Origin of the sequence: Streptomyces sp. NPDC051684, from assembly GCF_044453445.1 — a bacterium.
Lineage (GTDB): Bacteria > Actinomycetota > Actinomycetes > Streptomycetales > Streptomycetaceae > Streptomyces.
On record NZ_JBITCS010000019.1, the window covers coordinates 119,630 to 138,240 of the forward strand.

Annotated in this window: 17 protein-coding genes; 10 read left to right on the forward strand and 7 right to left on the reverse strand. The window is 71.7% G+C overall.

Annotation, left to right across the window (positions count from 1 at the left end):
- Positions 1-94: 94 nt before the first annotated feature.
- Positions 95-2,272 carry an acyl-CoA dehydrogenase gene (locus tag ACIA8D_RS23475; protein ID WP_399235082.1) on the reverse strand — a complete coding sequence of 726 codons (2,178 nt, stop codon included), beginning with the start codon at positions 2,270-2,272 and terminating at the stop codon, positions 95-97.
- A 332-nt stretch (positions 2,273-2,604) separates the two neighbouring features.
- Here ACIA8D_RS23475 and ACIA8D_RS23480 point away from each other — a divergent pair, with 332 nt between their 5' ends.
- Both ACIA8D_RS23480 and ACIA8D_RS23485 read left to right on the forward strand, forming a co-directional pair.
- A complete protein-coding gene (locus tag ACIA8D_RS23480; protein WP_399235084.1) occupies positions 2,605-4,338 on the forward strand; it encodes an MFS transporter in 1,734 nt (577 codons plus the stop codon).
- A gap of 146 nt (positions 4,339-4,484) precedes the next feature.
- Positions 4,485-4,988: an N-acetyltransferase gene (locus tag ACIA8D_RS23485; RefSeq protein WP_399235085.1), complete on the forward strand. Its 504-nt coding sequence runs from the start codon at positions 4,485-4,487 to the stop codon at positions 4,986-4,988.
- A 4-nt stretch (positions 4,989-4,992) separates the two neighbouring features.
- Here ACIA8D_RS23485 and pepE read toward each other — a convergent pair whose 3' ends face one another.
- Together pepE and ACIA8D_RS23495 are read right to left on the reverse strand one after the other, a co-directional pair.
- Positions 4,993-5,712 (reverse strand): dipeptidase PepE, encoded by a 720-nt coding sequence (pepE, locus tag ACIA8D_RS23490; protein WP_399235087.1) that lies wholly within the window; start codon positions 5,710-5,712, stop codon positions 4,993-4,995.
- A gap of 46 nt (positions 5,713-5,758) precedes the next feature.
- Complete coding sequence (locus ACIA8D_RS23495; protein ID WP_399235089.1) at positions 5,759-6,580, reverse strand: IclR family transcriptional regulator; 822 nt, start codon at positions 6,578-6,580, stop codon at positions 5,759-5,761.
- A 130-nt stretch (positions 6,581-6,710) separates the two neighbouring features.
- Between ACIA8D_RS23495 and ACIA8D_RS23500 the strand changes: the two genes are divergently transcribed.
- The 7 genes from ACIA8D_RS23500 to ACIA8D_RS23530 all read left to right on the forward strand — a co-directional run bounded on the left by ACIA8D_RS23500 (position 6,711) and on the right by ACIA8D_RS23530 (position 14,333).
- Positions 6,711-7,664 (forward strand): DUF1177 domain-containing protein, encoded by a 954-nt coding sequence (locus ACIA8D_RS23500; RefSeq protein WP_399235091.1) that lies wholly within the window; start codon positions 6,711-6,713, stop codon positions 7,662-7,664.
- Positions 7,665-7,667: 3 nt separating this feature from the next.
- Positions 7,668-9,029 carry a cytosine permease gene (locus ACIA8D_RS23505; protein WP_399235092.1) on the forward strand — a complete coding sequence of 454 codons (1,362 nt, stop codon included), beginning with the start codon at positions 7,668-7,670 and terminating at the stop codon, positions 9,027-9,029.
- The gene (locus ACIA8D_RS23510; RefSeq protein WP_399235094.1) at positions 9,026-10,336 is read left to right on the forward strand and encodes a M20/M25/M40 family metallo-hydrolase; all 1,311 of its coding nucleotides are present in this window, start codon (positions 9,026-9,028) and stop codon (positions 10,334-10,336) included. The genes ACIA8D_RS23505 and ACIA8D_RS23510 overlap by 4 nt, the downstream gene beginning before the upstream one ends.
- A 114-nt stretch (positions 10,337-10,450) precedes the next feature.
- Positions 10,451-11,116 (forward strand): class I SAM-dependent methyltransferase, encoded by a 666-nt coding sequence (locus ACIA8D_RS23515; RefSeq protein WP_399235097.1) that lies wholly within the window; start codon positions 10,451-10,453, stop codon positions 11,114-11,116.
- Positions 11,117-11,137: 21 nt separating this feature from the next.
- Positions 11,138-12,166: an N-acetylmuramoyl-L-alanine amidase gene (locus ACIA8D_RS23520; RefSeq protein ID WP_399235098.1), complete on the forward strand. Its 1,029-nt coding sequence runs from the start codon at positions 11,138-11,140 to the stop codon at positions 12,164-12,166.
- Between the two features lie 138 nt (positions 12,167-12,304).
- A complete protein-coding gene (locus ACIA8D_RS23525; protein WP_399235100.1) occupies positions 12,305-13,183 on the forward strand; it encodes a hypothetical protein in 879 nt (292 codons plus the stop codon).
- Between the two features lie 139 nt (positions 13,184-13,322).
- Complete coding sequence (locus ACIA8D_RS23530) at positions 13,323-14,333, forward strand: LLM class F420-dependent oxidoreductase (protein WP_399235102.1); 1,011 nt, start codon at positions 13,323-13,325, stop codon at positions 14,331-14,333.
- Here the strand turns inward: ACIA8D_RS23530 and ACIA8D_RS23535 are convergent.
- Entirely contained in the window at positions 14,330-14,860 is a 531-nt protein-coding gene (locus ACIA8D_RS23535; RefSeq protein WP_399235104.1) for a hypothetical protein, read from the reverse strand. The two genes, ACIA8D_RS23530 and ACIA8D_RS23535, sit on opposite strands and share 4 nt — an antisense overlap.
- A 201-nt stretch (positions 14,861-15,061) precedes the next feature.
- On the opposite strand from ACIA8D_RS23535, the gene ACIA8D_RS23540 reads away from it, so the two are divergent.
- Positions 15,062-15,307 (forward strand): hypothetical protein, encoded by a 246-nt coding sequence (locus tag ACIA8D_RS23540; RefSeq protein ID WP_399235106.1) that lies wholly within the window; start codon positions 15,062-15,064, stop codon positions 15,305-15,307.
- On the opposite strand, the gene ACIA8D_RS23545 is transcribed toward ACIA8D_RS23540, so the two are convergent.
- The 3 genes from ACIA8D_RS23545 to ACIA8D_RS23555 are packed head-to-tail and all read right to left on the reverse strand — an operon-like array spanning position 15,304 to position 18,442.
- Positions 15,304-16,374 (reverse strand): prenyltransferase, encoded by a 1,071-nt coding sequence (locus tag ACIA8D_RS23545; protein ID WP_399235108.1) that lies wholly within the window; start codon positions 16,372-16,374, stop codon positions 15,304-15,306. The genes ACIA8D_RS23540 and ACIA8D_RS23545 overlap by 4 nt on opposite strands.
- Entirely contained in the window at positions 16,371-17,111 is a 741-nt protein-coding gene (locus ACIA8D_RS23550; RefSeq protein WP_399235109.1) for a methyltransferase domain-containing protein, read from the reverse strand. The genes ACIA8D_RS23545 and ACIA8D_RS23550 overlap by 4 nt, the downstream gene beginning before the upstream one ends.
- Positions 17,105-18,442, reverse strand: coding sequence for a glycosyltransferase family 4 protein (locus ACIA8D_RS23555; RefSeq protein WP_399235111.1), 1,338 nt, complete (start codon positions 18,440-18,442; stop codon positions 17,105-17,107). Before ACIA8D_RS23555 ends, ACIA8D_RS23550 begins: the two co-directional genes overlap by 7 nt.
- Positions 18,443-18,611: the final 169 nt, after the last annotated feature.

Consider the following 18,611-nt stretch of genomic DNA (forward strand, 5'->3'; position numbering starts at 1 on the left):
CCCGGGGGGGGGGGGGGGGCCCCCCCCCCGGGTGACCTAGGGCCTGTCGTTTGGATCAGGCCGGGCTCGCGGGGCCTGATCCAAACGACAAGCCCTAGTCCCTCGGGAGGCCCAGGATCCGTTCCGCCACCACGTTGAGCTGCACCTGCGTCGTGCCACCGGCAATCGTCAGGCACCGCGACAGCAGGAACCCGTGCAGCGCCCGCTCCCCCGGCCCCTCGCGGAGCGCCCCCGCCGGGCCGAGGAGTTCGAGTGCCAGTTCCGCCACCTTCTGCTGGTGCGGCGTCTGCACCAGCTTCCGCACCGACGCCCCCGCACCCGGCTCCACACCCGCGACCTGCTGCATGGTCGTACGCAGCCCGACGCACCCCAGCGCGTGCGCCTCCGCCGCGAGCGCCCCGATCCTCGCCCGGTACGCCCCGTCCAGGTCACCGGCGCGCGCGAGCAGCGCCTCAAGACCCGTGTCGAACGTCAACTGGTCCGCCATGTGCACCCGTTCGTTGCCGAGCGTGTGCCGGGCGACCCGCCAGCCGTCGTCGACCTCGCCGACCACCGCGTCGGCGGGCAGCACCACGTCGTCGAAGTAGACCTCGTTGAACAGGGAGTCCCCCGTGATCTCCCGCAGGGGCCTGATGTCGATGCCCTCCGTCGCCTTCATGTCGAGGACGAAGTACGTGAGGCCCTTGTGCTTGGGCGCGTCCGGGTTGGTGCGGGCGAGCAGGATGCCGTGGTCCGCCCACTGCGCGGCGCTCGTCCACACCTTCTGCCCGTTGATCCGCCACCGCCCGTCGGGCATCCGCTCCGCCCGCGTGCGCAGCGAGGCGAGGTCGGAGCCCGCGCCCGGCTCGGAGAACAGCTGGCACCACAGCGTCTCGCCGCGCAGGGTCGCCGGAAGATACCGGTCGCGCTGCTCCTGGGTGCCGTACGAGATGAGGGAGGGCACGACCCACGTGGCGATGCCGAGGTCGCTGAGCTTCACCCCGGCGGCCTTCAACTCCTGCTGCACGGCGAGCTGTTGGACCGGCCCGGCGCCGAGCCCGTACGGCGGCGCGAGGTGCGGCGCCGCGTAGCCGGTGGGCGCGAGGGCCCGGCGCGCCGCCTTCGGGTCGAGGCCGTGCGCCTCCTCGATCACCGCGCGGGCCGCCTCCCGGTGCCCGTCCGCCTCTGCGGGCAGCGCGAACCGCAGTTCGCGGCGGACCCCGGACTCGGCGAGCCGCACGGCGCGCAGCCGGTGCGCGTCCCCGGCGCCGAGCAGCTGGCGGGCGACGACGGCGCGGCGCAGGTAGAGGTGGGCGTCGTGCTCCCAGGTGAAGCCGATGCCGCCGAGGACCTGGATGCAGTCCTTGGCGCAGGAGTACGCGGCGTCGAGCGCGGCCCCGGCGGCGAGCGCGGCGACGAGCCCGCGCACGTCCGCCCCGCAGTCCTCCTCCACGGCCCGCGCCGCGTCCCACGTCAGTGCGGCCGCCTGCTCCACCCGTACCAGCATGTCCGCGCACAGGTGCTTGACGCCCTGGAACTGTCCGATGGGCCGCCCGAACTGCTCGCGCACCTTGGCGTGTTCGGCCGCGGCGTGCAGCGCCCAGGCGGCGGTGCCGCAGGCGTCGGCGGCGAGCAGCACACCCGCCAGGTCGCGCACAAGGGTGCCGTCCACGTCGAGGACCCTGTCGCCGGGCACGACGGCGCCCGCCGCCGTGACCTCGGCGGTGGGCCGGGTCGGGTCACCGCTCTCGTGCGCCCGCACCGTGAGGCCGGTGGTCTCCGCGTCGACGGCGAACCACACCACGCCGTCGGCGCTCTCCGCCGCGAGCACGAGCAGGTCGGCGTCGGCACCGGCGAGGACGGGCGGCGCGGCCCCGTCGAGCACGAACCCGTCGGGTCCGGCGACGGCGCTGAGCCCGCCGGGGCCGAACGCGACGGCACCGATCCGCTCCCCTTCGGCGAGGGCGCGGGCCGGCTCGCGCCGCCCGGCCCCGCGCAGCACCTCGGCCGCGAGCACGCTGCCGAGGAAGGGTCCGGGCAGCGCCGCGCGGCCCGCCTCCTCCACGACGACCGCGAGGTCGAGCAGGGTCCCGCCCCCGCCGCCGTACGACTCGGGGAGGTGTACCCCGAGGAGGCCCTGCCCGGCGACGCCGTCCCAGTAGGAGGGGCGGCGGCCGGGCGCGGCCGGGGCGTCGAGCAGCTTGCGCACCTCGTCGGGCGGTACGGCGCGCGCGATCCAACCGCGCACGGCGTCCGCGAGTTCCCGCTGTTCCTGCGTGATGGCGATCCCCATGCGGCGCACGGTAGAACACGTTCCAGTAGACCGGAAGACCAAATCTGACACCGGGTCAGGAACTTGGGGAATCACTGTTCATCGAGCGGTGACGTAATGAAGAGGTAAAGGATTCCGCTCGTACGACGACCGTCGGAATAGTCGCCCCAGCCGACCGGTTCGACATACACACAACCTGCCCGCAGACCGTCCGCGGACGGCCGCGCACCGAGCGCGGACAGCCCGCACACCGACCGCACAGCGCGCGCCCCGACCCCGGCGGCGCGCGTTCGCCGTCCCAAGCGTCACGTCTCAGTACGTGGACCGAGACCGCCTTCCGGAGGCCTTCCTTCATGTCCCAGCCGACGACTCAAGCCCGCCCGTCAGGCGGCGTCGTCCCCGTCCTCGCCTTCGCCGGCATCACCGTGGCGGTCATGCAGACGCTGCTCGTGCCGGTGATCAAGGACCTGCCCGAGCTGCTGACCACCGCTCCCTCCAACGCCACCTGGGTCATGACGTCGACGCTGCTCGCCGGCGCCGTGTCGACCCCCATCATGGGCCGCCTCGGCGACCTGGCCGGCAAGCGCCGGATGCTGCTCATGAGCCTCGCCATCATGGTGGTCGGCTCCCTGATCTGCGGGTTCACCGACAACCTGCTCGTCATGATCGTGGGCCGCGCGCTCCAGGGCTTCGCGATGGGCGCCATCCCGCTCGGCATCGGCCTGATGCGGGACATGCTGCCGCGCGAGAAGCTCGGCTCCGCGATGGCCCTGATGTCCTCCTCCATCGGCGTCGGCGGCGGACTCGCCCTGCCGGCCGCCGCGCTCGTCGCCCAGCACGCGAACTGGCACGCGCTGTTCTTCGGCGCCGCGGGACTCGGCGTCGTCGCGATGGTCCTCACCCTCGTCTTCGTCCCGGAGAGCCCGCTGCGCGCGCAGGGCACCTTCGACGTCGCGGGCGCCCTCGGCCTCTCCGCGGGCCTGGTCCTCTTCCTGCTGCCCATCACCAAGGGCAGTGACTGGGGCTGGAGTTCGGGCACGACGCTCGGTCTGTTCGCGGCGGCGCTCGTGGTCCTGCTCGCCTGGGGCGCGATGGAGCTGCGCCTGAAGGCCCCGCTGGTCGACCTGCGCACGACGGCCCGCCGTGAGGTCCTGCTCACGAACCTCGCCTCGATCATGGTCGGCGTCGCCTTCTACGCGATCTCCCTGGTCCTGCCCCAGCTGCTCCAGCTCCCGAAGGGGACGGGCTACGGCCTCGGCCAGTCGATGGTCGTCGCGGGCCTGTGCGTGGCGCCGCTCGGCCTGACGATGATGCTGACGGCGCCGGTCTACGCCCGCCTGTCCGCGAAGTTCGGCCCGAAGGTCACCCTGCTCCTCGGCCTGCTGATCATCGCGATCGGCTACGGCGCGGGCCTCGGCCTCATGAGCGCCGCCTGGCAGACCATCATCATCTCGGTCCTGGTCGGCGCGGGCATCGGCCTCGCCTACTCCTCGCTGCCGGCCCTGATCATCGGCGCGGTGGACGCCTCCGAGACCGGCGCGGCCAACGGCCTCAACACACTGATGCGTTCCATCGGAACGTCGGTGTCCTCCGCCGTCATCGGCATGGTCCTGGCCAACACGGCGGACAACGTGCACGGCGTCGCCGTCCCGACCATGGACGGCTTCCACATCTCCTTCCTCATCGCCACGGCCGCCGTCGCGGTCGGCGTACTGCTGGCCTTCGGGCTGCCGGGCCGCCGGAAGCCGACGGTGCAGCTGCGCGCGAGCAGCGAGGAGGACGCGGTCCTGGAGCGCGTCGAAGAGGCCCTGGCCGCCCGGTTCCACGGCCGGGTCCTCGACCCGGCGGGGCTGCCGGTGCCGCGCGCCAAGGTCACCCTGATCGACCGCCGCGGCCGCCAGGCGGGCGCGGCCCTCACCGACGTCGAGGGGCAGTACGCCCTCGACGTCCCGGCGGGCGGCTCGTACGTGCTCGCGACCACGGCCTCCGGCCACGCCCCGCGCGCGTCGGCCGCCACGCACCACGGCGAGAACCGTCCGGTGCGCGTGGACCTGGCGCTGGAGGCGCCGGCGGAGGCGGTCCGGTAGCGGCGGGGGGGGGCAGGGGCTGCGGGCAGCCTCGCCGAGGGGACGCGGAGCGCGGGAGCGCGACGCGTCCCCTCGGCTTTTGTGACGCCTGCCCTCCGCTTTTATGCGGTACTGCGGGCGCCGCACCGCCAGTACGCTCGCCCCTCATGAGCTGGCTACCCGCGGACTTCGTCCACCCCGTCCACGTCCCCGTACCGGGGACCGCCCTCCATCTGCGGCCGATCCGCGAGGCGGACACCGCGATCGACTACCCCGCCGTGATGGGCTCCCGCGAACGGCTGTGGGAGATCTTCGGCCCGGCCTGGGGCTGGCCCGCCGAGACCATGACGTACGAGGCGGACCGCGTCGACCTGCTGCGGCACGAGAAGGAGATCGCGGCCCACCAGTCGTTCAACTACGCCCTGTTGAACGAGGACGAGACCGCGCTCCTCGGCTGCGTCTACATCGACCCGCCCGAGCGCACCGGCGCCGACGGGGAGATCTCCTGGTGGGTGGTGGACGAGCTGGCGGGCGGCGCGGACGAGCGCGCGCTCGACGTGCTGGTCCCCGAGTGGATCGCCGCCGACTGGCCGTTCCGGCAGCCCCGCCTCATCGGCCGCGACCTCACCTGGCAGGAGTGGCTGGCGCTGCCCGAGGCCCCGCAGGACTGACGCCCTACGCGTCGAACCTCGCCTCCACGCCCAGGAGTTCGGACACGTCCGAGCCCGCCGCCAGCTCCCGCGGCTCGGCGCCGCGCCGGAACAGCCGGGCCGGGTGGGCGCCCTCCACGGAGGCGCGCTCCCCCGCCACCCGCAGCCACGAGCCCTCCCGCAGACCGAGGACCGGGACGTCGTTCTCCTCCAGGAACTCCGTGAGGCGCTGCTCGCGAGTCTCGCCCTTGTGCGTGGAGGACGGGTCCGGGTCCAGGTAGTGCGGGTTGATCTGGAACGGGACGAGGCCGAGCGTCTCGAAGGACGGCGGCTGCACGATGGGCATGTCGTTGGTCGTACGGAGGGTGGGCGCGGCCATGTTGGTGCCGGCGCTCGCACCCATGTACGGCAGGCCCGCGCGGACCGCCTTCGCCACGGCGTCCCGGAGCCCGGTGCGGTACAGCGCGCCCAGCAGCCGGAACGAGTTGCCGCCGCCGATGAACACCGCGTCGGCCGCGGCCAGTTGGGCCAGCGGGTCGCCGCCCTCGTGCACGCCGCGCACCTCGATCCCCGAGCCCTCCAGCGCGCCGCGCACCTTCGCCGTGTACGCGTCGTGGTCGGCCAGCGCGTACGGCACGAACGCGAGCCGGGCCCCCGCCGGCAGGAAACCGGTGACGGTGTCCAGCGCGTGCTCCAGGTAACCCTGGCCGTGCTGGGTGGAGTTGGAGAGCAGCAGAAGGTTCACGACGGGGTCGCTCCGATCGACGTAATCAACAGGCTGTGCACAAAGGTCAGTTGGCGGCGCCGCGGGTGCGGCGCGCAGGCTGCGGCGGGTGCGTCAGGCGCTGCTCCAGGAGGCGGGCCGCCTTGCGCAGGACGTCGATGCGGTCGCCCGGCCCGTCGGGGAAGCGCTCCTTCGCCGCGCCGAGGCTGAGGCTCCCGTAGGGCTCGCGGCCGAGGAAGACGGGCACGGCGAGCGTGCCGATCCCGGCGTCGTACTCGCCGACCGTCCACGCGTAGCCCTGGGCGCGGACCTTGAGGAACTCCCGCTCCAGCTCGTCCGCGTCGGTCACCGTGCGCTCGGTGAAGCGGGCCATGGGACGGCCCCGGAAGAGCCGGTGGCGCTGGTCGTCGGGGAGGAACGCGTAGTACGACTTGCTCGTCGCGCCCGCGTGCGCCGGATACAGCTCGCCCACCAACGGGTAGTAGCGCAGCGGCCCTTCCTCACCCTCGACGGCCGCGACGCAGCGCATGTGGAAGCTGTCGGGCAGACAGAACAGGACCGTGTCACCGGTCGCCGCCCGCAGTTCTTCGAGGACCGGCCCGGCAAGCAGTTCCAGGGAGCCCGAGCGCTCCCACAGCCTGCCGAGCCTGAGCACCGCGGGCCCGATCCGGTAGCGCCGCGTCACCGGATCCGAGACCAGGAAGCCGCGCCCGGCCAGCGTCGAGAGCAGTCGCTGCGCGACCGAGGTGTCCCAGCCGAACTCGGCGGCGACCTCCGTCACGCCCCAGTCCGGCCGCGTCCGCTCGAACGCGAGCAGTACGAGGAGGGCCCGGTCGACGGTTTGCAGGGCGCCGGCCGGGGTCTTGCGGTCGAGCGGGATCTCCGGCACGCCATCTCACCATCCAGACCTGTATTGCAAATAACGGGAAATGCTTGCCGACAACGCTATCCGATCCCGAATCTGCTGTCAGTACCGGTGGAAACAGCGACCGGGCACAGCGCAGCGAGAGGGACCCCGCATGTTGAAGTACGTCCTCGATGTCGTCGATCTGCTGGACGACCCCGACGCCGACGGCAAGCGCGCCGTCGCGTATCTCGACTCGGTCGCGGGCGCGGAGGGCTCCGGCGCCGAGGTGACCACGGTGGAGGGCGAGCGCGGCTCGACCGACTTCGTGCTCGTCCGGATCCCCGGCGCCAAGGGCCGCGGCCGCGGCGGCAGCGCCCGCACGCTCGGCGTCGTCGGCCGCCTCGGCGGGGTCGGTGCCCGGCCCGAGATGACCGGCCTGGTCTCCGACGCGGACGGCGCCGCCGCCGCGCTCGCCACCGCCGCGAAGCTCCTCGACATGCGCCGCCGCGGCGACGTGCTGGACGGCGATGTCGTCGTCGCCACGCACGTCTGCCCGGACGCCCCGACCGCGCCGCACGACCCGGTGCCGTTCATGGACTCCCCGGTCGACATCGCGACGATGAACCGGCACGAGGTGACCGAGGACATGGAGGCCGTGCTCTCCATCGACACCACCAAGGGCAACCGCGTCATCAACCACAAGGGCCTCGCCCTGTCCCCCACCGTCAAGGAGGGGTGGGTGCTGCGGGTGAGCGAGGAGCTGGGCGAGCTGCTCGCCGTCGTCACCGGTGAGCCGTTGGTCACTTACCCCGTGACCACGCAGGACATCACGCCGTACGGTAACGGGGCACATCACATCAATTCGATCCTTCAGCCGGCCACGGCGACCGCCGCCCCGGTCGTCGGCCTCGCGGTCACCTCGGCCTCGGCGGTCCCCGGCTGCCAGACCGGCGCCAGCCACGAGACGGACATCGCGGCCGCGGCCCGGTTCGCCGTCGAGACCGCGAAGGCGTTCGGCGGCGGGCGCCTCGACTTCCACGACGCCGAGGAGTTCGACGCCCTCGTGAGCCGCTACGGCTCCCTCGCCCACCTTCAGACCCTCGGCAATGCACCCACGGAGTCGTAAGCCATGGCCACCACCAAGAAGAGCGTGGGCAGCGACGACTACGCGCTGTCCAGAGTCCCCAAGGACAAGCGGCTCGGCTTCTGGACGATGCTGCTCCAGTGGCTCGCCCAGTCCGGCTCCATCTCGCAGTTCACGCTCGGCGCCACCATCGGCGTCGGGATGACCTTCGGCGACGCGTTCTGGGCGTTCACGCTCGGCGCGGTGATCCTCGAAGTCGTCATCTTCCTGATCGGCATGGCGGGCATGCGCGAGGGCCTCGCGACGCCGCTGCTGACCCGCTGGGTCGGCTTCGGGCGCAACGGCTCGGCGCTGGTCAGCTTCATCATCGCGGTCAGCCTCGTCGGCTGGTTCGGCGTGCAGAACACGATCTTCGGCGACAGCGTCTCGTCGCTGGTCGGCGGCCCGTCGTGGCTGTGGTGCATCGTCGCGGGCCTGGCCATCACGGTTCTGGTGATCTTCGGCTTCCGCTACATGGCGATCTTCGCGAAGATCGTGACGCCCCTCTTCTTCGCGATGGTCGCCTGGTCGGTGATCGACGCCCTCGGCGACCACTCCATCGGCGACCTCATCAGCTCCCCGCCGCCCGGCCAGGCCATCCCGCTCTCGGTCGCCGCGACCGCCATCGCGGGCGGCTACATGACCGGCGCGATCGTGGCCCCGGAGATGACCCGCTACAACAGGAAGGGGTCGCACGTCTTCCTTCAGACGGCGTCCTCGATGATCCTCTCCGAGTACATCGTCGGCCTGACCGGCGTGCTCCTCGGGCACATGGTCAAGAGCGACCAGGTCTCGCAGATCGTGCTCTCCACGTCCGGCGTCTTCGGCGTCCTCGTCGTCCTGATGTCGACCGCGAAGATCAACGACTGGAACCTGTACGGCTCCTCGCTCGGCGTCGTCAACTTCTTCCAGGTCGTCTTCAAGAAGCGCCTGCACCGCGGCGCCGTCACCATCGCCCTCGGCGTCGCCGGCACCGCCCTCTCGGCGGTCGGCATCATGACCCACTTCACCGAGTTCCTGTCGGTGCTCGGCGTGGCCATCCCGCCCATCGGCGGCATCGTCGTCGCCGAGTACTGGGTGGTCCGCAAGATGCGCAGGCCGCTCGACGAGACCCGGGAGGCGGGCACCCTCCCCGCCACCTCCCCGACCTGGGTCCCCCTGTCCCTCGTGATCTGGGCCGCCGCCTTCTGCGTCGGCAAGTTCTACGACGGCGGCATCCCGGCCCTGAACTCCCTGGCCACCGCGTTCGTCCTCTACACCGTGCTCGGGCTGCTCGGCTGGATCAGGACGTACGGCACCACCACCCTGGCCGACGACGAGGACACCCGCCCCGCCGCGACCGAACAGACCCCCGTAGGAGCGGCATGACCACCCTTGCTTCTGAAGACTCCCAGCGCGAAGTGGTCGAACTCTGCGCCGAGTTGATCCGCTTCGACACCTCCAACCCGACGAGCGACGAGCGGGCCTGCGCCGACTGGGTCGTGGCCCGCCTCACCGAGGCCGGCATCGACTCCGAGCTCGTGGAGAGCGCACCCGGCCGCGCGAGCGTCATCGCCCGCATCGAGGGCACGGACCGCACCCGCGGCGCGCTCCTGGTCCACGGCCACCTCGACGTCGTCCCGGCGGACGCCGCCGAGTGGCAGGTCCCGCCCTTCTCCGGCGAGATCCGCGACGGCTACCTCTGGGGTCGCGGCGCCATCGACATGAAGGACACGGTGGCCGTCATGCTGGCCACCGCCCGCCACTTCGCGCGCACGGGCACCAAGCCCTCCCGCGACCTGGTCCTCGCGTTCCTCGCCGACGAGGAGGCGGGCGGCAAGTTCGGCGCGCACTGGCTGGTCGAGCACCGCCCCGACCTCTTCGAGGGCGTCACCGAGGCGATCGGCGAGGGCGGCGGATTCTCGTACGCCCTCGACGACACCCGGCGCCTCTACCCGATCGAGAACGCCCAGCGCGGCATGGCCTGGATGGAGCTGACGGCGAACGGGCGCGCGGGCCACGGCTCGTCGCCCAACGACGAGAACGCGGTCACCGACCTCGCCGAGTCCCTGACCCGCATCGGCCGCCACACGTTCCCGGTCCGTCTCATCGAGCCCGTACGGGCCCTGCTCCAGGAGGCCGCCGACCTCCAGGGCGTGGACATCGACTTCGAGGCCGAGGACCTGGACGCGGAGCTGGCCAAGCTCGGCCACGTCGCGGACTTCATGCAGGTGGTGCTCCGCAACTCCGCGAACCCCACCATGTTCAAGGCCGGCTACCAGACCAACGTGATCCCCGGAAAGGCCACGGCCCGCGTCGACGGCCGCTTCCTCCCCGGCCACGAGCAGGAGCTGATCGACGCGATCGACGGACTGCTCCTGCCCTCCGTCTCCCGGGAGTGGGTCAACCACGACATCGCGATGGAGACGACGTTCGACGGTCCGCTGGTGGACGCCATGTGCGACGCGGTGCGCGCCGAGGACCCGGACGGCCACCCGGTCCCGTACTGCAACCCCGGCGGCACCGACGCCAAGGCGTTCACCAAGCTCGGCATCCGCTGCTTCGGCTTCAAGGGCCTGAAGCTGCCCGCCGACCTGGACTACGGGCGGCTGTTCCACGGCGTGGACGAGCGGGTGCCGCTGGAGGGGCTCCGCTTCGGCGTGCGGGTCATGACCCGGCTCTGGCAGGGCTGCTGAACGGCTCCGCCGTCGAGGACTGTGACGTGTGATGACAGCGGGAGCGTCATCACACGTCACAGTCCGCCCCACCCCCGGGCCGGGCCGCCGTACGCGTAGGGCAGAGTGAGCGGCATGAGCATCACAAGCCGCAGCCACACCCCCGCCCCGGACGTCCTCGCCGCCTTCGAGGCGGCCAAGGGATTCATGCCGCGCGGTGAGGGTCTCGCGCTGTACGCCGCCGCCGTCGAGGCGGCGGCGCTCGGCCTGCCCCTGCTGGAGGTCGGCACGTACTGCGGGCGCTCCACGATCCTGCTCGCCGACGCGGCGCGCGCGGCCGGGGTCACGGCGCTCACCGTCGACCACCACCGGGGCAGCGAGGAGCAGCAGCCGGGCTGGGACTTCCACGACCCGGAGACGGTCGACCCCGTGGTCGGGCTGATGGACACCCTCCCCACCTTCCGGCGCACGCTGCACGCGGCGGGCCTGGAGGACCACGTGGTCGCGCTCGTCGGAAAGTCGCCGAAGGTCGCGAAGGCCTGGGGCGGCCCGCTCGGCCTGGTCTTCATCGACGGCGGGCACACCGACGAGCACGCCACCGCCGACTACGAGGGCTGGGCCCCGCACGTCGCCGAGGGCGGCTACCTCCTCATCCACGACGTCTTCCCGGTGAAGCACGACGAGTGGACGGGGCAGGCGCCGTACCGCGTGTACCAGCGGGCACTCGCGTCCGGGGCGTTCACCGAGGTCTCCGAGTGCGACTCGCTGCGCGTCCTGCGTCGAAGTGGCGCAGGTGTCTGAGCGCGCGGTTAAGGTCGGAACGTGTCGTATGTAGGTCCGGAACCCGATGGCTTCGATCCCGATGGGTGGGACGGCCGGGGCGGGGCGCCAAGCCGCCGCTTCGGCGGGCGTCCCGTGCTCGTCACCTTCGCCGCGCTGGTGCCGACGGCGCTCGCGGCGTGGCTGGTGTGGCAGGTCGTGAGCGGCCCCGCGGACAGCGAGCCGCCGAAGGTGCTGCCCGCGCCCGGCCAGTCCTCGACCGCCTCGCCCTCGCAGGACGCGAAGGCGTCGAGCCCGGCGCCCTCGAAGTCCGAGGCGTCGAAGTCCGCGCGGGAGTCCGCCTCGCCCTCGAAGTCGAAGGCCGCCAAGGCGCCCGCGAAGCCCGCAGGCGGCTCGGGCCCCCTCAAGGGCAAGGTCGTCGTCATCGACCCCGGCCACAACCCGGGCAACTTCCAGCACGCCACCGAGATCAACCGGTCGGTGAACGTGGGCAACGGCAAGAAGGAGTGCGACACCACGGGGACGTCGACGAACGCGGGCTACACCGAGGCCCGGTTCACGCTGGACGTGGCGAAGCGCATGCGGGCCGTCCTCGAACAGCAGGGCGCGACCGTCCGGTTGACCCAGAACGGCGACCGTTCCTGGGGCCCCTGCGTCGACGAGCGCGCACACATCGGCAACACCGCGAAGGCCGACGCCGTCGTCTCCGTGCACGCGGACGGCTCGGGCGAGGGCAACCGGGGCTTCCATGTGATCCTTCCCGCATCCGTGCACGCCGGAGCCGCCGACACCACCCCGATCGTGAAGCCCTCGCGCGACCTCGGCGAGCGGATCGCGGGCAATTATCTGAAGGCCACGGGCCAGGCCCCCTCGAACTACATCGGCGGCGGCACGGGCCTCGACACCCGCAGTGACCTGGGAGGACTCAACCTTTCCAGGGTTCCGAAGGTCTTCATCGAGTGTGGCAACATGCGGGACTCGCAGGACTCCGAGCGACTGACCTCGGGCGCCTGGCGGCAGAAGGCGGCGCAGGGCATCTCTGAGGGAATCGTGAGTTTCCTCGGCGGGTAACCGTCACCCTGTGGATCTCGGCAGACACTCCCCGGACCCGGGCGATAGGGTCCTTCGTACGATGTGGGGCCACCCCTGCGCGGTTGCGCCGCCTCCCACCCGATGACCAGACGACTGACGACTGACTAAGGACTTGCAGTGAATATCCGCTCCCTCACTCGAGGCGACGGCGTGGTGATCGGAGCAGCGGTATTGCTGTTGATCGCCTCGTTCCTCGATATCTACTCCGTCGACGGAGCACCCGACAGCTTCGAGTTCCCGAACTCCTGGGAGAGCGGCCCGGTTCTCATGAGCGTGGTGCTCGCGGGCATCATCGGCGCGGTGCTCATTGTGGTCAGCCGCGGTATGCCGCAGCCCCGCAAGGTCGCGGGGATCGACCTCGGCCAATTCGGTATCGCGGCCACGGTGCTCGCGGCGTGGGCGGCGCTCGGCAACGTCTTCGACCCGTCGGGCGGCTCCAACAACGTCCAGACCGGCCTCAGCAACGGCAGCTCCGACGGCCCGACCGCCGGCATCGGCCTCATCCTCGCCCTCGTCGCCACGCTGGTCATGGCCGCCGCCGCGATCGCGACGCCGCTGGTCCCGGCTCTCAAGGGCGCCCTCCTCGGTGCCCCGCGCCCGCAGCAGCCGCAGCCCTACGGCGGCCAGCCGCAGCAGGGTTACGGCTACCCCGGCGCCCAGCAGCAGCCCGGTGGCCCCGGCCAGCAGCAGCCCTACGGCGCGCAGCAGCCGGGCCCGGGTCAGCAGCAGCCGTACGGCGGTCAGCCGCAGCAGCAGGGCGCCCCGGCGCCGCAGGCCGCCGCGCAGCCGCCGGCCGCGGACTTCTCGCCGTTCTGGTTCGCCGTGCCGGTGCCGCGCCCGCTCTTCGCGGAGGACGGCTCGCAGGCGCAGATCGCGGAACTGGCGCCCGGCACCTGGTACTTGGCGGTCGAGCAGCGGGGTACCGGCCTCGTCGCCCAGACCCAGGACGGCCGCCGCGGCGTGCTCCAGGACACCTCGGGGATCCAGCGCGGCTGACCTGATTCGCCGTACGGGGATCAAAGCAGTTCAAGGCCCCTCGCCCGTCTTCCGGGCGAGGGGCCTTTCGCGTACAGTCGCGCACCGGAAGCTGAACTGACGGGTCATCAGTTACGGGTCATCGAACATGGGGGCGCGCATGCGGCTCGGAATCGCACTCGGCTACTGGGGTCGCGGACCGAACCCCGATCACCTGCAACTCGTGCGCGAAGCCGAGGAGTTGGGATACGACTCGGTGTGGACGGCGGAGTCCTGGGGCAGCGACGCGTTCACCCCGCTCACCTGGTTCGCCGCGCACACCTCGCGGATCCGGCTCGGCACGGCGATCGCGCAGATGGCCGCCCGCTCCCCCACCACGACCGCGATGCACGCGCTCACCCTGGACCACCTCTCGGGCGGCCGGATGATGCTGGGCATGGGGCTCTCCGGGCCGCAGGTCGTGGAGGGCTGGTACGGGCGCCCGTTCCCCCGCTCCCCGCTCACGGCCACCCGCGAGTACGTGGACGTCGTACGGCAGGTGCTGCGGCGCGAGGGGCCCGTCGAGGTCGACGGGCGCTTCCACTCGCACCCGTACCGGGGCGAGGACGGCACCGGGCTCGGCAAGGCCCTGAAGCCGATCACGCACCCGCTCCGCGCCGACCTGCCGATCCTGCTCGGCGCCGAGGGCCCAAAGAACATCGCGCAGACCACGCGGATCGCGGACGGCTGGCTGCCGCTGTACTGGTCGCCGACGCGCACCGACGTGTACGAGGCGTCGCTGACCGACCTCCCGGAAGGCTTCACCATCGCGCCCATGGCCCGCGCGAAGGTCTGCGACGACGTCGCCGAAGGGCTGCTCCCGGTGAAGGCGATGCTCGGCTTCTACATCGGCGGCATGGGGCACACGACCCGAAACTTCCACGCCGATCTCATGGCGCGCATGGGGTACGAGGTCGAGGCCCGGCACATCCAGGACCTGTTCGCCGAGGGGCGCAGAGAAGAGGCCGTCCTTGCCGTGCCGGACGCGTTCGCCGACGAGATCTCGCTCGTGGGACCGCGCGAACGGATCGCGGAGCGCCTGGAGTCGTGGCGCAAGGGCCCGGTGACGGACCTGCTGGTCCTGTCCCCGGACCCGCACACGATGCGCGTCCTCGCGGAGCTGAACTCCTAGGAGTTCTTGGCGAGTTGCGAGGCCGAGGGGACCTTGTTCGTCACCTCGGCGCCCGCGCTCTTGCCCGCGTCCTTGACGCCGTTGATGACGTCGTCGAAGGAGGAGGTCACGTCGCCGAGGCCCTCACCCTTGCGCAGCTTGGTCGACAGGCCCTTCAGCGAGGCGATGCCGGCCGACAGCGGCCCGACCGCCTTCGAGAGCGTCGGGTCGCCCTCGGCGTTCTTCGTCGCGGCCTTCAGCCGGTTGTACGTGAACGCGCCCGCGAGGCCCGCCTTGATGAGCGCGAACTTCCGGCCGTCCGCACCGGCCTTGAACTTGCCCGCGCGGTACGGCTTCACGATCCACTGGTACGTGGCCCCCGCCGCGAGCCCCGCGTTCGCCGCGAACCGGGTCTTGGCGAACTTCTGCTTCTCGGCCTTCGTGGTGGCGCTCGCCGACGCCTTGGTCGTGGACGCCGAGTCGCTGTCGGAGCCGCACGCGGTCGCGCCCGCGAGCAGCGCGCCGCACAGCAGCAGGGCCGTGAGCATGCGTCGTACGGGAAGAGAGGAACGGGTTACCACCGACTGCCTCCGTGTCTCGAGTGGCACTCGTGGCAGCGTCACCCGGCTGCTGCGCATGCGCCACTTGAGGAAGCCCGTACGGGTTTCGCCGGGGCCACAGCGGCAACCCGGAAGAACATGTCTGCGAATCGGCATTACCGAGGGACCAACGAGGCAGCCCGCGTCGTGATGATCGTGGCCGATGTACTCGCCGTGATCCTCGGACTGTGGATCCTGATGTACCTACTGGACGCCAACCGCGGCAACGACCTGGTCCAGGTCGTCCACGACGCGTCCGCGTGGCTGGCCGGCTGGTCCCACGACCTGTTCACCTTCGATGCGGCCTGGGCCCGCGTCGTCGCCGGCTACGGCCTCGCGGCCGTGGTCTACCTCTTCGTCGGCCACGCGGTGGCCAACCGGCTGCGGCGCTACTAGCAGCAGTCCGGTTCGACGCCCGTCGGGAGCAGTTGGCCGCCGAACACCGAGCAGGTGGCCTCGTCCCCGCCGAGGGCCGCCACCGCGAGCAGCACGGAGCCCGCGGTCCACGTCGTCAGCTCCTCCGGCCAGATCGCCTTGTCGTCGAACACGTAACCCGTCCAGTACAGGCCGGTCCTCGGGTCCCGCAGGTGCTGGATGTCCTGGAGGATCTCGAGCGCCCAGTCGGACTCGCCCATCGCCCAGAGCGCGAGGGCGAGTTCGGCACTCTCGCCGCCCGTCACCCAGGGGTTGGGGTCCACGCAGCGCACGCCGAGGCCGGGGACGACGAAGGTGTCCCAGGACTCCTGGATGCGCGCCTTCGCCTCGGCCCCGCGCAGGGCGCCGCCGAGGACCGGGTAGTACCAATCCATCGAGTAGCGGTTCTTGTCGAGGAACCGCTCCGGGTGGCTGCGGATGGCGTGCCCGAGCGCGCCGAGCGCCAACTCCCAGTCGGGTTGCGGCTCTTCGCGCTGGTCCGCGATGGCGAGCGCGCAGCGCAGGGCGTGATGGATGGACGAACTGCCCGTCAGGAGCGCGTCGTCGACGGGCGTGCCGTCCTCCTCGCGCTTCCAGCCGATCTGGCCGCCGGGCTGCTGGAGGCGGAGCACGAACTCCGTCGCCGCGCACACGGCGGGCCACATGCGGTCGAGGAAGGTGTCGTCACCGGTGGAGAGGTAGTGGTGCCAGACGCCGACGGCGATGTACGCGACGAAGTTGGACTCGCGGCCGCGGTCCGTCACGTCGTCCGGGTCGCCGTCGCGGTAGGCGGCGCACCAGGAGCCGTCCTCGCCCTGGTGGCGGGCCAGCCACTCGTAGGCCCGCTCGGCGGCCTCGTGCTCGCCAGCCACGTCGAGCGCCATGGCGGCCTCGGTGTGGTCCCACGGGTCGAGGTGGTGCCCGCGGAACCACGGTATGGCCCCGTCGGCGCGCTGCACCGCGAGTATCCCGGCGACGGTCTGCGCGGCCTGATCTGCCGTCAGCACGCCGGGCAGTACGAGGAGTTCGGTCCGCTCCGGGCTGCTCACTCAGCGGCCCCGTCGGCCTTCGGCAGGTGCGGCTTCGTGGCGTACGCGACGAAGCTCTTGCCGACGACGGGGTTGAGGAGTCCTTCGGCAACCCGGGTCAGCGCGGGCTTCTTCATGATGTCCCAGACCAGGAGCTTGTGGTACGCCTTCACCGGCAGCGCCTTGTCGTTGTCGACACCGAAGGCGCACTTGAGCCACCAGTACGGGGCGTGCAGGGCGTGCGCGTGGTGCGTGCCGTACGGCTTGAGGCCCGCCTCGCGCATCTTGCCGAGGAGCTCGTCGGCCTTGTAGATGCGGATGTGACCGCCCTCGACCTCGTGGTACTCGTCGGAGAGCGCCCAGCACACCTTCTCGGGGCCGTAGCGCGGCACGGTGACCGCGATCCGGCCGCCCGGCTTCAGGACCCGCACCATCTCGGCGAGCACCCCCTTGTCGTCGGGGATGTGCTCCATCACCTCGCTGATGATGACGACGTCGAACGACTCGTCGGGGAAGGGAAGTTGGAGCGCGTCACCCTCCATGGCGGTCGCGGTGGCGCCCGCGGGGGCCTCGCCCGCCTCCTCCATCGCGGCGAACCACTTGGCGACCTCGGCGATCTCCTCGGTGTTCTGGTCGAGGGCGACGACCTGCGCCCCGCGCCGGTAGCACTCGAACGCGTGCCGTCCGGCCCCGCACCCGAGATCGAGGACGCGGTCGCCCGCGGCGAGCGGGAAACGGGTGAAGTCGACGGTCAGCACGTGGCCCTGCTTTCCTGGGGGGTTTCGGTGACAGCGGTGGTGCTCGCGGGGCGGGCCGGCCGGGGTGCGGCCCCCATCGCCTCGCGGTAGAGCTCGGCGGTGCCCTGCGCGGCGCGGGCCCACGTGAAGCGTTCCAGGACGCGGGCGCGGCCCTCGGCGCCGAGCCGGGCGCGCAGCTCGCGGTCGCCGAGCAGCCGGCCGAGGGCGCCCGCGAGCGCTCCCGCGTCGCCGGTCGGCACGGACAGACAGGTCTCACCGTCGCGGCCCGCCACCTCGGGGATCGCGCCGCCGGTGGTGGCGACGAGCGGGGTGCCGGTGGCCATGGCCTCGGCGGCGGGCAGCGAGAACCCCTCGTACAGGGACGGCACGCAGGCGACCTGCGCCGAGCGCACGAGGTCGACGAGTTCCTGGTCAGTGATGCCCTTGACGAACTCGACGGCGCCTTCGAGCCCGTAGCGCGTGATGGCCTGCGCGACGGGGCCCTCCTCGGGCCGCTTGCCGACGACGACGAGGTGCGCGTCCGGCTGCTCGGCGCGCACCTTGGCGAGCGCCTCGACGAGGAAGACGAGACCCTTGAGCGGCACGTCGGCGCTGGAGGTCGTCACGATCCGGCCCGGCACCTCGGCCACGGCCGGGTCGGGCGAGAACAGGTCGGTGTCGGCGCCGATGTGCACCACGTTGATCCTGCCCGGACGTACGCCGAGGTGCTCGACAATCTCGTCGCGGGACGTGCCGGAGACGGTGACCACGGACGGCAGCCGGCGCGCGACCCGCTTCTGCATGCGCGTGAACGCGTACCAGCGGCGCTTGGACATCCGCTGCCGCCAGTTCTCGGCGGCGTCGATCTCCAGCTGCCGGTCCACGGTGATCGGGTGGTGGATGGTGGTGACGAGCGGGCCGCCGATGTCGCCCAACAGCCCGTAGCCGAGCGTCTGGTTGTCGTGCACGACGTCGAACTCGCCGCGTCTCGCGCGCAGATGACGGCGGGCGCGCAGCGAGAACGTCAGCGGCTCGGGAAAGCCGCCGGTCCACATGGTGCCGACCTCGAGGGCGTCGACCCAGTCGCGGTACTCGCCGCGCTTGGGTGTACGAAAGGGGTCGGGGCTGCGGTACAGGTCGAGGCTCGGCAACTCGGTGAGCGAGAGCCCCTCCAGGGCCGCACCGTCGACGGCCTCGTCGAGCACGGGGTACGGCTGGGAGCCGATGACCTCGACGCGATGCCCGAGCCGGACCAGCTCCCGCGAGAGGTGGCGGACGTACACGCCCTGACCACCGCAGAACGGGTTGCCTTTGTACGTGAGGAGAGCGATACGCAAGGACTCCGCGGTCACTCCAGGCCACCCTTCTTCCTGCTTGCCCGTGGACACTACGTGGGACGCTAATCTAGAACAAGTTTCAGACTTGATCGTTCAAGAGCATCGAATCTACCGGCTGGTAGCCGGGCCGTAAGGGGTGGATCAGGTGATTCACGCCACGGCCGGCCCCACGGGACACGGAAAG